The sequence below is a fragment of the Clostridium celatum genome, assembly GCF_021412605.1.
Lineage (GTDB): Bacteria > Bacillota > Clostridia > Clostridiales > Clostridiaceae > Clostridium > Clostridium celatum.
In genome coordinates this window covers 146,601-162,286 of sequence record NZ_JAJKGM010000004.1, presented here as the reverse complement: position 1 = coordinate 162,286, position 15,686 = coordinate 146,601, and the positions used below count along the sequence as shown (strand labels likewise).

Annotated in this window: 17 protein-coding genes; 3 read left to right on the top strand and 14 right to left on the bottom strand. The window is 26.6% G+C overall.

What is annotated here, in order from left to right:
- Positions 1–122: 122 nt before the first annotated feature.
- From LPC13_RS03465 to LPC13_RS03450, 4 genes are all read right to left on the bottom strand, one after another.
- Entirely contained in the window at positions 123–536 is a 414-nt protein-coding gene (locus LPC13_RS03465; protein ID WP_005213998.1) for a hypothetical protein, read from the bottom strand.
- 191 nt (positions 537–727) lie between these two features.
- The gene (locus LPC13_RS03460) at positions 728–1,345 is read right to left on the bottom strand and encodes a hypothetical protein (RefSeq protein ID WP_005213997.1); all 618 of its coding nucleotides are present in this window, start codon (positions 1,343–1,345) and stop codon (positions 728–730) included.
- 84 nt (positions 1,346–1,429) lie between these two features.
- The gene (locus LPC13_RS03455) at positions 1,430–1,660 is read right to left on the bottom strand and encodes a hypothetical protein (protein WP_195245217.1); all 231 of its coding nucleotides are present in this window, start codon (positions 1,658–1,660) and stop codon (positions 1,430–1,432) included.
- A gap of 151 nt (positions 1,661–1,811) precedes the next feature.
- Positions 1,812–3,650 (bottom strand): 5'-nucleotidase C-terminal domain-containing protein, encoded by a 1,839-nt coding sequence (locus LPC13_RS03450; protein WP_195245218.1) that lies wholly within the window; start codon positions 3,648–3,650, stop codon positions 1,812–1,814.
- A gap of 337 nt (positions 3,651–3,987) precedes the next feature.
- Between LPC13_RS03450 and LPC13_RS03445 the strand changes: the two genes are divergently transcribed.
- Positions 3,988–4,488 (top strand): QueT transporter family protein, encoded by a 501-nt coding sequence (locus tag LPC13_RS03445; protein WP_005213992.1) that lies wholly within the window; start codon positions 3,988–3,990, stop codon positions 4,486–4,488.
- Between the two features lie 413 nt (positions 4,489–4,901).
- Here the strand turns inward: LPC13_RS03445 and LPC13_RS03440 are convergent, their stop codons facing one another.
- From LPC13_RS03440 to LPC13_RS03410, 8 genes are all read right to left on the bottom strand, one after another.
- Complete coding sequence (locus tag LPC13_RS03440; protein WP_005213990.1) at positions 4,902–6,065, bottom strand: DUF262 domain-containing protein; 1,164 nt, start codon at positions 6,063–6,065, stop codon at positions 4,902–4,904.
- 368 nt (positions 6,066–6,433) lie between these two features.
- Positions 6,434–6,985: a hypothetical protein gene (locus tag LPC13_RS03435; protein WP_195264130.1), complete on the bottom strand. Its 552-nt coding sequence runs from the start codon at positions 6,983–6,985 to the stop codon at positions 6,434–6,436.
- Between the two features lie 20 nt (positions 6,986–7,005).
- Positions 7,006–7,131 carry a hypothetical protein gene (locus LPC13_RS16935; protein WP_267955918.1) on the bottom strand — a complete coding sequence of 42 codons (126 nt, stop codon included), beginning with the start codon at positions 7,129–7,131 and terminating at the stop codon, positions 7,006–7,008.
- A 142-nt stretch (positions 7,132–7,273) separates the two neighbouring features.
- The gene (locus LPC13_RS03430) at positions 7,274–8,188 is read right to left on the bottom strand and encodes a tyrosine-type recombinase/integrase (RefSeq protein WP_005213984.1); all 915 of its coding nucleotides are present in this window, start codon (positions 8,186–8,188) and stop codon (positions 7,274–7,276) included.
- 207 nt (positions 8,189–8,395) lie between these two features.
- Entirely contained in the window at positions 8,396–9,136 is a 741-nt protein-coding gene (locus LPC13_RS03425; RefSeq protein WP_005213983.1) for a YebC/PmpR family DNA-binding transcriptional regulator, read from the bottom strand.
- A 100-nt stretch (positions 9,137–9,236) separates the two neighbouring features.
- A complete protein-coding gene (locus LPC13_RS03420; protein ID WP_005213981.1) occupies positions 9,237–9,887 on the bottom strand; it encodes a YigZ family protein in 651 nt (216 codons plus the stop codon).
- Positions 9,875–11,287, bottom strand: a complete 1,413-nt coding sequence (gene pdxR / locus LPC13_RS03415) for a MocR-like pyridoxine biosynthesis transcription factor PdxR (protein ID WP_005213979.1) — start codon at positions 11,285–11,287, stop codon at positions 9,875–9,877. Before pdxR ends, LPC13_RS03420 begins: the two co-directional genes overlap by 13 nt.
- Positions 11,288–11,435: 148 nt before the next feature.
- Positions 11,436–12,521: a hypothetical protein gene (locus tag LPC13_RS03410; protein WP_040419639.1), complete on the bottom strand. Its 1,086-nt coding sequence runs from the start codon at positions 12,519–12,521 to the stop codon at positions 11,436–11,438.
- A gap of 77 nt (positions 12,522–12,598) precedes the next feature.
- On the opposite strand from LPC13_RS03410, the gene LPC13_RS03405 reads away from it, so the two are divergent.
- Together LPC13_RS03405 and LPC13_RS17150 are read left to right on the top strand one after the other, a co-directional pair.
- A complete protein-coding gene (locus LPC13_RS03405) occupies positions 12,599–12,916 on the top strand; it encodes a hypothetical protein (RefSeq protein ID WP_040419637.1) in 318 nt (105 codons plus the stop codon).
- Between the two features lie 41 nt (positions 12,917–12,957).
- Positions 12,958–13,461, top strand: coding sequence for a CPBP family intramembrane glutamic endopeptidase (locus tag LPC13_RS17150; RefSeq protein ID WP_005213976.1), 504 nt, complete (start codon positions 12,958–12,960; stop codon positions 13,459–13,461).
- 163 nt (positions 13,462–13,624) lie between these two features.
- On the opposite strand, the gene LPC13_RS03400 is transcribed toward LPC13_RS17150, so the two are convergent.
- Both LPC13_RS03400 and yjeM read right to left on the bottom strand, forming a co-directional pair.
- Positions 13,625–13,819, bottom strand: a complete 195-nt coding sequence (locus tag LPC13_RS03400) for a hypothetical protein (protein WP_005213975.1) — start codon at positions 13,817–13,819, stop codon at positions 13,625–13,627.
- 127 nt (positions 13,820–13,946) lie between these two features.
- Positions 13,947–15,440: a glutamate/gamma-aminobutyrate family transporter YjeM gene (gene yjeM / locus LPC13_RS03395; RefSeq protein WP_005213973.1), complete on the bottom strand. Its 1,494-nt coding sequence runs from the start codon at positions 15,438–15,440 to the stop codon at positions 13,947–13,949.
- Positions 15,441–15,686 lie beyond the last annotated feature (246 nt).

Sequence of the window (15,686 nt, the reverse complement as noted above, 5' to 3'; positions counted from 1 at the left end):
CTTCCCATAAAAATTGCTCCCTCTATAGTAATGACAGTTTTATTATTTTAACTGTCTACTATAAAGGGAGCATATCAGTTTCACCTTTCTTGTTTTTTTATGATTTTTTATTAAATAAAATTTTATTTAAAGAACTCACCATATGGTTCTAATATGTCTAAAGCTTCTACATCATTAAAAATATTATCCACTCTATAATCATATATATTAAAATTTATTTGTGATGACATTAATTTAGATATAACTTCTTCTTTCTCTTCATCAAATACTAATTCTTCTTGAATTTTTTCAATTATATCTAAAGTATTGTATACTTTACATTCACCTTCACCTGCTCCGAGGTTTTGACAAATCGTATTAAAAAACTGATCACTACTATCTGTCAAATCATTTAATTCGAATATATATTTTGAATTATGAACTTTTTTATCATAATAAATATTTATATATCCTTTTGCTATTTCAACATCATCAAATCCCTTTACATCTCCATTAGGCATTACTAATAAATATTGAAAGCTCGGTATAATACTCATATCTTAGCCTCCTTTACTTTATCTTCAGTTTTATTTTCTCCTCTTTAATATAATGTTATACAAGCTTTCTCTTCCTTTACTATATTCCTTTTCCTTTATTATATAAATTTAAATGTATAAATAAATAATTTATATTATATTGCTTATACTTATTCTAATTTTCTTGTTGTTTACATAAATTTTTTTGTGTTTTAAGAAATATAGGCAGTCAAGCTTTCTTTCGCCTCTTCTTTAGTATCGAAACAATTTTTAAATTCTTTTATTCTCTTTAAATCCTCTTGATCTTGCAAAAAACTTATAGGTCTACTATTCTTATATATATCATCTTCACTTTCTATAGTTAATTTGCCTTCACTATCACTTTTATAAATTGCAAAATAACCATCTTTTTCACCAATATAGTATTTATTTGGTTCTACAACAACCATAGTATTTTCTTTTGAAAATACTAATTTTGAATCTAAAAGTTCTTCCAATTCATATCCTTCGGCTAAAAAGAAATTCACTATAAATTGTTCATTTATATCACTATCTATAGAATTTTCCGCTTTAAATTCTAATACGCTTTGCTCTTTTGTTACTATACCATCATCCATTAAAACTATTTGTATTTCATCACTTAAAGCTTGAGTATTATTATATACTGTCTTTTCTTCGCTTTCATATTCATTATTCATTAACTTATCTGTTACAAAATAAGTTCCAAAACCAACAATTAAGAAAATCACTAATATCAAGACTGAAAGTTTAGCTATTTTTTTATTATTATTTTTTAAATTATTGCTATTTTTATCGAAATAATTATTCATAAACATCACTCCTTACAAATAATCATTTCCACATTTAGCCTTTTTATTCAATTTTATAAAAAAAAGCTTAGATTTCTCTAAGCTTCACCATTCAATTGTTAATATACTATATTCTTCATTTTTTAAAGAAACTTTATACCCTTCCAATAACAGCCAATTAACAAGATTCATTATCATTTCACTCTCTTCTTCGTCAATAGCTAAAATTGCACTTATTTTACTTACCCCCATATCTTTTCCAATTTTAATATTTTCTAAAATTTTGTTTTTATTTTCTTCAAATCTATCTTTTATTTCATTATTTAAAAAATCCATTTCCTCCCCCTTTATTTAAAAATTATTTTCATAAAACTCTCTCATTAATATATATATAGTATAAATTTATGAAAATTATTATTTTTTTATAAAAAAACACCTATATAAGTGTTAGTTTTTAACTTTTCTTATATAGGTATAAATTTAAAATTTATGCAATATCTTCTTTTTTCTTAAACATTGTAACTCCAATACCAACCATTGCTAATGACATTACAACAACTTGTGCTGACGATATTGGTGCTCCAGTATTAGGAAGTGTATCCCCTTTACCTGCACTTACATTTTCATCTTTTGATGGTTGTTCTGGTTTAACTTCTGAATCGACTTCTGGCTTAGTTTCTGGTTTAACCTCTGGTTTTTCTTCCGGTTTTTCTTCTGGTTTAACTTCTTCTGATGGAGTATCTATTGTTGTATCTTCACCATCAATTAATAAGTTGTAATTTAACTCTTTAATACCATTTTCTTTCCAATTGTTTATTACTACGTCTCTCATTTCACCAATAATAACATCATCAATATATCCATCAAAATTATAACTATCTCCACCAGTCATTAAGAAGTCAATACTTGTTAATGTATAATATTCATCATCCTTAACTTTAGTTCCATCTGATAATCTCATAGAAGTTATTTCTTTTGTTGCTGAATCATACCATACTGTTAAACCTGAGTATTGTCCCCAACCAAATCCTTCTGGAGCTATTCCATGTTGAATTAACTCTTTTAACTTTGCCCCTGTTACCTTCATTGTAACTACATTATTGTCAAATGGTAGTATTGTATACATGTCACCTAAAGTAATTTCTCCTTTACTTAATGGTGCTCTAACTCCACCACCATTAACAATTGCAACTTGTGTTCCACCTGCTTCTCTTATAGCTTCTGCTATAGTTACTCCAAGTGGTGTAATTCCTTCATTTCTATCATGTGCTAAATCAAAATCTAAATCTACTATTTTTTCAGCTAAAATAGGTGATAATTTCTCATTATATTCATTTATTATAGTTTCTATATTAGCATCTACTGGAAGATTCTCTTCATTATATAATTCTCTTGTCTTAGCTTCTATATCTACTATATTTTTATCATCATCTAAAGTGAACTTTACAGAAGATAATCCTCTTCCATTATATCCAGCTTGAACAACTGGAACTTGTTTACCTGTTATATTATTTGTTACAAAACCATCAACAAATTTATGATTATGTGCTGCAATTACAGCATCAACATCTTTTGCATTTTCTCCAATTTCAGCTGCCTCTCCTGTAATTGTTCCATCTACATTTTCTGTAGCTGGTGAATGTGTTAATGCAACAACTATATCAGCACCTTCTGCTCTAACAATTTCAGAATATTTATCTAATGTTTCAACTATATCTAGGAATTTTAATCCAACAACATTTTCAGCTTTTGTACTTGTTAATGTTTCTGGAGTTGCTATACCTACAAGTGCTATTTTAACTCCATCAACTTCTGTCATTACATAGGCTTGTGCATAGTTTGGTAATTCTCCAGTAGCTTCATCTATTAAATTTGCTGCTACAAATTTAAATCCTGCATCATCAGCCCATGGTTTAATTTTATCTGCACCCCAGTCATATTCATGATTTCCAATAGCTGATGCAACTATACCAATTTCTTTAATCATTTCATTAACTGGCTCACCCATTAATATGTTTGAAATAGCCGTACCTTGATACATATCTCCACCTGATACTGTTACTACTCCATACTTATCATCTTCTACATCTTTAGCTTGATACTCTTTTATAACTCCTGTTAATGTTGCAGCTCCAACATTTTTCCCACTAGCTAAAACATTTCCGTGGAAATCATTAAAGCTTAAAACCTCTATTATTTGTGTAGTTAATTCATTTAACTCTTCTTGATTTTCTGTTGCATTTACTAATTTTGTAGGAGTTATTAACCCTACAGATAACGTAAGTGCTGTTAAAAGTGAAATTATACTTCTTTTGTTTTTTATCATTATTATCCCCCTCATTTTTAGATGAATATTTTTGCCATCTTTTTCTTGCTCTATTGCCATTTTATACTACACGAATATTTTTTGCAATACTTTTATAATAATTCGTATATTTTTTATTTCTTTTTGTCGTTTTTTATCAAATTTCACCCTAATAACACACTCACTAAAACTTTATCATTAAAGTGTTTTACTATCAATTTTATTGCCTTATCGTATATTTTAATGTATAATTTATCATTGAAATATAGACAGTTCGGGAACCTCCTGTCTCTAAACAAAACTAGGTAAAATATTTATGCCTTAGGTTCCTAATAATAATTATTAGGAGGTTTTTCAGATGAAAAACAATTTAACAAAAAGACTTACTAGAACTGCAATAATTGCAGCAATCTATGCAGTAGTTACTCTGGTAATTGCACCATTTGCTTATGGGAATATTCAATTTAGAGTTTCTGAAGTGTTAGTATTACTTGCATTATTTGATCCACTATATATAGGAGGATTAACACTTGGATGCTTAATTGCAAATCTCTTAGGCCCAAATGGTCCAATGGATGTAATTTTTGGTACATTAGCTACTTTTATAAGCGTTTATGCAATTTATTTAACAGGTAAAATCATAAAAAATTACAAAGTTAAATTATTAATAGCTTCTATTTGGCCAACAATATTTAATGGTATTATTATAGGACTAATGTTAAATAAATTATATGCATTACCACTTTGGCTTACTATAGGTGAAGTTGCAGTTGGAGAATTCGTAGTAATTACAATTATAGGAGTGCCATTATTCTTAGCAGCTGGTTCAAGATTTAAAAAGGCAATAACGATGAAATAAATTTAAGGACAATCCCTTTTAAAGGATTGTCCTTTCTTAAATTATATGTTCTATTCCTATTTTCTCTAAATTACTAATACAAAATTCATAATCAAACTATTTTTTCAAATACATTATAAAAAAAAATAAAACATCTATTAGTTATGTTCTTTTTGTAACATATTACAAAATTATGTTATAACTAATAGACATCTTATTTAATGATTTATATTAAAATTTTATTAAATATTATTCATCCCAACCTTCAGGGAATTCTGCATTGTGGTAGACTTCTTGAACATCACAGTTCTTTAAAGTTATAATCTATATTTTACTAGGTTTATGCCTACTTTTAATTTCAAAGCATATTAACAGTTACCTTAACTAAAAACATAAGTAAAAACATAATTATTATATTATAATATAGGCAATATTTAGAGACTTATTTCTTTTTTTATTATTTCAACTATTAAATTTGAAGTGCTTCTAATAATTGTTGGTCTGGTTGTTGATGCATTAGTCTTTTCAAAATCCCCTTTAGTAAATCCTGTTTTTATAGCATTGAATATTATATTTGAATATTTATCTATTCTATAATCAATTCCACTACTCTGAATATACTTATATACTATTGTTAAAATCATTAAAATACTTACTTGACACTTATAGTTCTTTTTATCAACATTTTTATATATTTCCTTGGATAATGGATATTGAATCCCCCTCTTACAGTAAACACAATCTAGCATATTTAAAAAATCTTCAAATGTTGTTTTAGCTAAGTTAATTGCTGATTGAGAAGTTGAATAATCTAACATAGATACTTCTTCCATAAATTTATCTGCATAATTAGATGAGGAATAAAAGTCATCATTAACTCCATATTCATATAAACCTAAAAACACATAGAACTCCTCATGTATTGTTTTATTTTGGAATCTACTATTAGAAATATTCATTACATTCTTTACTAAAGATTCATTTCTAATTTCCTCTAAATACTTTTGAACCCATGAATCAAATTCTGATGCAAATACTATTCCTCTCATTTCTTGTCCAGTTAATGGGTTTCCACCTCTATTATATCTTTTAAATATTTCCCATTCTAGCTCTGGATTATTTTGTACATGTATATTCTCAATAACTAATGTCTTCTGAAAATTAAGCTCATTTTTTATTTCTGTTGGTAAATCTTCAAACTTCATATTATTATATTCTTGTAAATGTTCTAATCCCTTAAGTCTATACTTACCACATAAGAATCTATAAACAGCTCTCAGTCTGTGTTGTCCATCAATTACATTAAAATAATGTATATTACTTCTAGAATTAGAAGCAGTATATATTGTTGGAATTGGAATTCCTAATAATATTGATTCCATTAATAAACTTTCATCTTCTTCATTGAATTTATAATCCCTTTGATAGAAAGGTTTTAATTTTATACCTCCAGCTTCCCCTTTTTCTCCCTTTTCTATTAATTCTTTTATTGATGATAAATTGTAAGTGGATGTATTAGATTTTACACTCCAATCTGCATTACTCATCTTTTTACTTTTAACTTGCTTAACAGCATCCTCTGGTATTATAAGTGCCATATTTCACCCTCCATTATTATGTAACTCAGTTATATTATAACACATTAATATATCACTACACTACAAATCTTTATATTGCAACATCTATATTTCAATACTCTTATTAAAATCTTATAATATCACAATTCACATATTATTTTGTTTTATATTATGTTTCATTATGTCTTATAAACTAATAAAAAAATATATACTTTGTTGCCATTAATGAAATTAATGCAAATACTTCTTCCTTAATTATTTCTTTATTTATGTTCTTTGTATTATAGTTCTTTATAGAGTACATGTAGTGACTATTTAAATTACACTAAATCTTAGTAATTATAATTTATACCATTCTTAATATACTTATATATCATTGTTCAATTTATTTAAATATCAACAAAACAACCAATTTCACCATTATTAGTATTTACTAATAGTGGCAATGATTTTCTATGTGAATATTTTTCTTCATCTTCATAGTAATAAATACTCCCTTTTCCTTTAATTAATAATTCATTAAATTCTTCCTCTGATAAATTCTTTTCTGCTTCACTTAATGAAATTTTCAAACCTTGTATATATGTTGGTTGTAAGTTCATAACTTTATAAGAATTTGCTTGTTTTATTAAGTTATTTCCTGTTCTTATTTTTTTGATATATCCATGTTCCTGTAATCTTTTTAATACTTTCTTTGCTTTTCCTAATGAAAAATTCCCCCTCTTTGCTAACTGCTCTGCTGATAAAAAGAAAATATCACCCATACCTTGACTATTATCTTTTTTATTAACACACCTAATAATATATATCAGTGCCATTCTTTCATAAACATCTAATTCAATATGTTCACCTTCATCAAATAACCAATTAGGAACCATAAAATACCCTTCTTGTCTATCACTATATTTTTCACCTTGTTCTAAATACAACACCTTTTCCATTTATAAACCCTCCACTATACTTATTGTTTAATACTTTTTAAAAATTCCTCAACACTATAATCAATTCTTATACCTGTTTGTTCATCAACAAAATAAACATCTAATATTATTTCATTTTCTATATCAATTACATGAACTAACTTCATATCTTTCATCCCCCTACATAGATTTAGGTTCAAAGACCTTAAATAACTGTGACTACCTTTTACATAAAGATAAGTTACTTGATGCTATAAATTTGTGACATAAAAAAGACAATGAAACTTAATTCATTGCCTAAATACTATTTTATTTAATTCTTAAATTCATTAATGGACTTGTTTTAACACTTATTTCAACAATATTTCTATCTTCTAATCCCTGTAAATATCTTTTTGTTATACTTATATTTTCATGTCCTAATAATCTGCTTAATGAATAAACATCTAATCCATTTCTTAATTGTGCTTGTGCAAAATAATGTCTGCAAGTATGTGGTGAACATCTTATTTCACTTCTTATTTTAGCTTCCTTGCCACAAATCTTTACTATTCTTTCAACTGCTTCACCTGTCATTCTTTTACCCCTATATGATAAGAAATAGGCATCATCCTTTATAATACTATCTTTAATGTATTCTTCTCTTGCTCTTTCATATCTTATCATTATCTTTTTAAGCATTGGACTTATTGGAACTACCCTTTCCTTTCTTCCTTTACCTTTAATATAAATAACAGTATCCTTTATATCTAACATACCTAATGTACAAAGTTCAAGGTTTCTAATTCCTGTATCAAATAAAACTGCCATTATACATTTATTCCTTGTTTCAAGATAATTCTTATAGGTGTACACCCCTAGCATCCCCTGTACTTCATCATCATTAAAAGTTTTAATTACTGTTCTTTTTTCCCTTTGCCATTCTACTTTTAAAGCTATATTTCTGTTTATATATTCTTCCTTATAGCAATACTTAAAAAATGCCCTTATATTCTTTAATATATTATTTACATAAACAGAACTTCTTCCTTTACTTAATAAATACTGAAAATACTTTTTAATATGGATATGGTTTATTTCCTCTAATTCAAAAATTTCAAATTCTTGTTTACAGTATTCCATAAACTTTAAAATATTGTTCTTATACCCCTTTATTGTTCTAGGTGTATAATTCTGCACCTGTAATTCAAAAATAAATTCTTTTACAATATCATCTACTAACATAAATAAAAAAGCCACCTTTCAAAAACAAATTATCTGTTAATCTGCTTTGAAAAGTAGCTTATAAATGAACATCATAGTGAAAACTATGCTTTTTGTTAACATTTATCATAATGAATAGGATTTTTACCTACTTCATATTACTTTTACCTTCTGTAAAACATATTGTAAAAACACTGCTAACACTGAATATTACTGCATTTAACAGGATTATTCATCCCATCCTTCTGGGAATTCAGCATTGTGGTAAACTTCCTGAACATCATCATCATCCTCAAGTAAATCTAACATTTTTTGGAATTTCTTTGCTGCATCTTCATCAATTTCAGTATATGTATCTGGAATCATTTTAACTGCTGCTTCTAAGAATTCTAATCCTTCTGCTTCTAAAGCTTCTCTTACTGTTCCAAAATCATCTGGTTCAGTTGTAATTATGAATACTTCTTCTTCATCACTATTGAAATCTTCAGCTCCTGCATCTAAAGCCATCATCATTAATTCTTCTTCATCAAGGTCTCCCTTTTCTATAACAATTTCACCTTTTTCTTGGAACATGAATCCTACACATCCTGTAGTTCCCATATTTCCACCGCCTTTAGTGAAAGCACTTCTTACATTACCTGCTGATCTATTTTTATTATCAGTTAAAGTATCAACTATAACAGCAACACCTGATGGTCCATATCCTTCATATACTATTCTTTCATAATCTACTGCACCAAGCTCTCCTGAAGCTTTCTTTATAGATCTTTGAACTGTATCATTTGGCATGTTAGCTGCTTTTGCTTTTGCTATTGCATCTCTTAATTTAGGGTTGTTATCAGGATCTGGTCCTCCATTTTTAACAGCTATCATTAACTCTCTACCTATTTTAGTAAAGATCTTCCCTCTTTTTGCATCAGCTTTACCTTTTTTGTTTTGTATATTATGCCATTTTGAATGTCCTGACATTATTTCATCCTCCTAAATTTATAAATTATATTAAATAAAATCGATTATATTATACCATAAGAATTATTATTTAACAATTTTCCTACTTTATTGTCATATATTATTCTATTATTTTATATAATCTATTTTCTTCCTTAAAGTATATTTCTGGTTTAGTTTTTTCTATAATTATTTTACCATTACTAGCTTCTGTTGCAACTTTTTCAATTTCTTCTGCAACATATTCCTCTGCTAATATCTTAACTACTACCTTATCTGTATATTCAGTATCTTCTATATGCCAATTATTTTGAGCACAGAAATATTGAACCTTACCTATCATATCATACTCTAAATAAAGTGATACACAAACGCCTTGCACCTTTTCTACCACACCTGCTGCCTTTAAAGCTATAGATGCTCCTTTTGTATATGCTCTTGTAAGTCCACCAGTTCCTAATAGTATTCCACCAAAATATCTAGTAACTACTACAGCACAATCTGTTATATCTGATTTTTTCATAACTTCTAAAATCGGAATACCTGCAGTTCCCTGTGGCTCACCATCATCACTATACCTTTGAATCCCCATATTTTCACCTATAACATATGCCCAACAATTGTGTCTTGCTTGTTTATGCTTAGATTTTATTTCTGCAACAAAGGCTTTTGCTTCTTCTTCATTTTCAACTCTTTTAGCATATCCTATAAATTCTGATTTTTTTTCTATAAAACTATCTTCCCCATATTCTCTTATTGTTATATATGCCACTTCTCTAGTTCCTCCTTAATTAACTGTATTCCTCTTTTTATTTCCTCTTCATTAACCTGTGAAAATCCTATTTTAAAATACTCTTCTCCAACAGTAGATCCTCTATAAAAAATAACACCTGGTGTAATATAAACATTTCTTTTCTTTAACTTATAAAACAATTCTTTAGATTTAATATTCTTATTCTTTAAATGTAAATAAAAACTTAATCCTCCTTTAGGTGGAGTGAAGGTTATATATTCATAAAGTTCTTCATTTATTATATTTTTCATAATATTGTATCTTTTTATATATTCACTTTTTAAATCTTCTATATAATTAATCCAATATCCCTCTTTAATATACATTTCTAATGCTCTTTGCATTAATGTAGATGTTGCTATATCTGTATTAATTTTAGAATTTTGAATACTCTCTCTAAACTTTTCTGGAGTAATTATATATCCAAGTCTGATTCCAGGCAAAAATATTTTAGAAAAACTTTTTATATATATTACTCTATCATCATTATCTAATGCTTTAAATGGTTGATGCTTTAAATCATCACTAAAAATTAATTCTGATAAATAATCATCTTCTATAATATAAAAATCATACTTTTTCGCAAGTTCTAAAATTTTAACTTTCTTTTCTAAACTATAGCTTATTCCTGTAGGATTTTGAAAATAACTCATTACATAAAAACATTTTATTTTGTTCTTTTTTAATATCTCTTCAAATTTCTTTATATTTATTCCATCCTCTTCTATTGGAATCTCAAAAACATTAGCTCTTCTAAACTTAAATACAGATAATGCACCTGCATAAGTTGGTCTTTCAACTGCCACATTATCATTAATATTTAAAATTGCTTTTGATGCTATATCTATCCCTTGTTGAGCGCCTGAAACTATAAGTAAATTATCAATATTTAATTGATTTTCCCAGAAAATCTTATTAATAGTATCTCTTAAATTTGTATATCCAAAAGGCTCTTCTTTGATTAATGCTTCTGCACCATCTCTATCTAAAACTGCGTTTATAACATTCTTAAATTTTTCTATTGGGAAATTAACTTCTTTACTTCCCTCTCCTGTAAAGTCAATTATCTCATTATTTACATTACTTTTTATAAATTTAATTTCTTTTGAGTATTCTTTTTTAAAGTTATCTACCAGCTCTCTCTTTTTTGCAAATGTGCCTGAACCCATTTTTTGATAGGCATATCCTTCGCTTTTCAACTTATTGTAACAGTTTACTATAGTGACGTTATTAACACTTAATTCTTTTGATAATTCCCTTATAGGAGGAAGTTTATCTCCATCCTTAATTACATTAGAATTAATAAGTTTTTTTATATTTTCTGCAATTTGAACATATTTTGGTTCATAATCATTAAATTCAATATGATATCTCTTCATAAATTTCTTTTTATCCCCACAAACAAATTTAAATTGTATTATTACAATTTATTATAAAAAATAATACTTCTTTGGTCAATTGAAAAAGAGTTAAGACACACATAAAAGCACATCTTAACTCTGATACTTAAGTATATTTTATACTAATCTACATGATTTCTTTTGAAGTGATACTTGAAATTAAATTTTGTATAAATACTCCTAATGATAATAATACACAAGCAAACAATACAACTCCACCAACATATGGTATAAACATAATAACTTTTATAAAAATAGTGCCTATTAATGCTGATAAATATAAATTCATGTTTTTAAAAATAATTTCACCTAAAACTATACCTGATACTACCGGTGCTAAATAAATTAAAACACCATAAATAATTAAAGCTATAAAAGCTATAGGTATTCCAATAATGGTTATACATACCAGCAATGCTAATATAGGTAATATAATCAAAGTAGCAAACCCAATTAAAAACGGTAACCATGGCCTATCTATTGTATATTCTTTAGCTTTAAATAAATATCTTTTACACATCAATACTAGTAACAGTGATAATATTAACGCTGTAATTAAACTTAAAATTTTTTCAATAAAAAATGCTCTATTATAAGTATCACTTTTATTCTCATATTCTTTACTTAAAGTAAATTCTATTTTATCACTGTCAAACTCACCTAATATAGTTGGCTCTGTACTTGCTTTAACTTTAATTTCGCCATCGACTTTTGTATTTTCACCTATTATCAACTCATTACATTCAATATTGACATTTCCATATATAATCCCATTTAAATTCACTTTATCAGCACTTATAAATACATCCTCTGCTTCACCTAAAAATTCTACTTCACCTGCTGATACATATACTCCATTAGCACTAGTACCTTCTTTAATATTTATAGTTGCACCTATAGCAGTAATATTTCTATTAATATTACCTCCTATATTCACAGTTGAACCTGCAAGCCTTACACTTCCTCCCACATTTTCTACATAAATATCTAATGTATTTCCTGCAACAATAACATCACCAGCAACATTACCACTTAATTTAATTCCATTTCCAGCAATATAGGCATCCCCTTCAATATCTAACCTTTTATCAACTTCTCCATCTGCCACAAATAAATTTTTCGCACTATTAGTAGATTCTGCAAATGCTTTGATTGAAAAACAGCTTACAAAAGTTAATATCAATACCCCCACTAAACACCTTTTTAACCTCATAACTTCCCCCCATTTTATTATTTTACATTATATGGTAATATTATATTATATTATTTTTCTTGGAGGTATTATTTAAAATGAAAGAAAAAATAAAAAATATTTTTACAGTTATACTCTATATTTTATTTATATTTTTAATTCAAATATTAACAGTTATTTTATATGAAATTATATATACACTGTATTTATTAATCTACAATAAATCTTCCATTTTAAATTTACCAAACATTCTCAATAATGTTGCTATAGAAAATATTCTTTATATAAATTTAATTGCATATGTTATATTTTTTATCACCATTGCTATTATTTATTATATTCATGGTAAAAAAATCACTGTAGATATTTCACTAATAAATACCAATAAAAACACTTTATTACTGACTGTTTTTTAGGAGTATCTATATTATGTATTAACATAGGCTTCTTAGGAATTTTGAATTCATCTACTTTCTTTTCTAATATTTTGGAAAATTTCAATAGTATAATCAATATTTTAACAATAAGAGGTTTACCTGAAACTATATTAATTATTGGTATAATAACACCTATTGCTGAAGAGCTTTTGTTTAGAGGTTTAGTATATAATACACTTCTAAAAAGTTTTCCTATATTACCCACAATTTTTATACAAGCATTTTTATTTGGCATATGTCATGGTAATATTATTCAATGTATTTATACTACATTTTTAGGAATTGTTTTTGGTTATTTAATTTATAAAACAAAATCACTTTATTCATCTATTATTGCTCATATCTCTAACAATTTAACAGCTATAATAGTATTCAATTTTTTACCTAAAAATATAAATTCAATATTAACTTATGTGCTTTTTATAATTTTAGGTATAAGTTTTACTCTACTATTTCTTATTATATTAAATAAAAATAATAAGAGCCGATTTAAAATGGATTCTATTCCATTTAGTAATTTATAAATAAAATTAATCTAAATATCTCACCACTAATTTATTTAACTGAAATTACCTCCAAACTAATGCAAGTACTAAATATAACTTAAATAAATTTTAAGTATAAACAAAAAGTGATGATATATTATTTTTGAAATATTATATCATCACACTTATTATAATTTAGTTATTATTTATATAAGTTATCTTCTATTATTTTATTTGCAATTAACCCTATATTAACTTCTCTAGTATCCATATATACATCAATTATTCTATCAACCAAAGTAACTTCTACATATTCTATAAACTTCCCATCTTCATCTGTATAAGTTATAATATCATAAGTTATAATATCATCTTTTAATTGTTTTTTACTAATCATTTCTTCCTCCTAGTACACTCTATATTAAAATTTTTAATCTCCTTATATCCTATCATATAAATAAAAATGACTCCATACAAATTGCATAGAGTCATTTACATCACACTTTAAGTTTTATTTCTAATTATTAATAACTATATTTTCTTTCATATATAGTTATTAATATAAATGCAATTATTCCAAATACTATAGGTCCAGCTAATTGGAAACCAGTTGAAATATAATCCTTACTTTCAATTGCTGGTTGTATTATTGTAAATATGTTTGCAAATCCAACTGTAACTATTACAACTACGGCCCAGAATGTAGCCATTGTCTTACTCTTAAAGAATATGAATGGTTTTTTAATATTATCATTTTTCTTAAAATATATAAATGCTATAGCTAAGAAAACTGTAGGTATAGTCATAGAAACATTACCCATAAGTATTAAATAATCTAAGAACATTGTAGATTTACCACTTGTTAACACTGCAATCATTATAATAGCAACAACTGTTATACATTGAACCCACATAGCTCTTACAGGCATGTTATTTTCATTTAATTCAGTCCATTTCTTTGGCCAAATTTCTTTTGGTGTTCCTTCAATTAATTGCTTAAGTGGTGAGTAAATTAATGTAAAGAATGCTCCAAGTAATGCTAAAAACATAGCTAAACCTATATATCTAGCAAACCAAGTTCCCATTATTTCTATTCCTGCTTGTGAAAGTCCAAATACTTTTCCAAGTTCAACTCCAAGATTTTTAATTACTACATAAGAAACGTTAGCCATTCTAACATCTGGTGATGAAAGTACTGCATCCCAATTTGTAAATAATCCTACCATTAATATCGCTAAAGAATATCCAACACCAATAACTATTGCTGATATTTTAATTCCTCTAGGGAATGTTACATTAGCATTTTCAGTTTGGTCAACAAGACCTCCAACTGCCTCTAATCCACCATATGCAAATATAGCAAAAACTAAAAATCCTAATACTGCTAAAACTGATCCATAAGCTGGATTTGGTGAATGTGTAAATTGTGCTAAGTTTAATGGTTGTGCTGCTTTAAATCCATTGGCAAAAAATACTATTAATGATCCTACTATTAATAATACATTGGCACTAGTTACAAAAATTCCACCAACAGATGCAACCTTTGATATACTACTCATTCCCTTTGATGATAAGAATGTTATTAATATAACAAAAATTGCACCTAAAATACCTAATGTTTGCGTAGAGCTCAATCCAAACATTTCCCATGTTGATGTTTTATCAACACCAAAAATTAAATTTGAAAGTGGAACCCATATTGATGAAGAAACACTTACCATCCATACAATATAAGATGTAAACCACATGAAAGTTCCTATGAATGCAAACTTTCTTCCAACTGAGTTCTCCATCCAAGAATAAATTCCACCTTTTTCTTCCTTATATGCAGCTCCAAATTCTGCCATCATAAATGCATATGGTATAAAGAATGCTATTGCACCAAATATATACCATGGAATAGCTGAATATCCCATAAGAAAGAATGCTCTTGGAATATTATTAAACCCAAATACAGACGTAAAAATCATAAGTATTAAGGCTATCAAAGTCATTTTTCCTTTGTTTTGTTTACTCATTTGTTTTTCTCCTTTGTTTTATTTATTTCGACAAATTACGTCATACTATATAATATCAGATTTATTTTATATAGTACAATATATTATTTTGTTATTTAAATAAAAATACAATTAAATTAACCTTAATATAAATCTATTTTTAATATTCGGATAAGATTATTTTTTTCAATTATAAATATTTTATCCTTTATTTTATAAAAATGTCCTATCTTTTTCTTCATGATATTCAATTGAAATTAAATATAT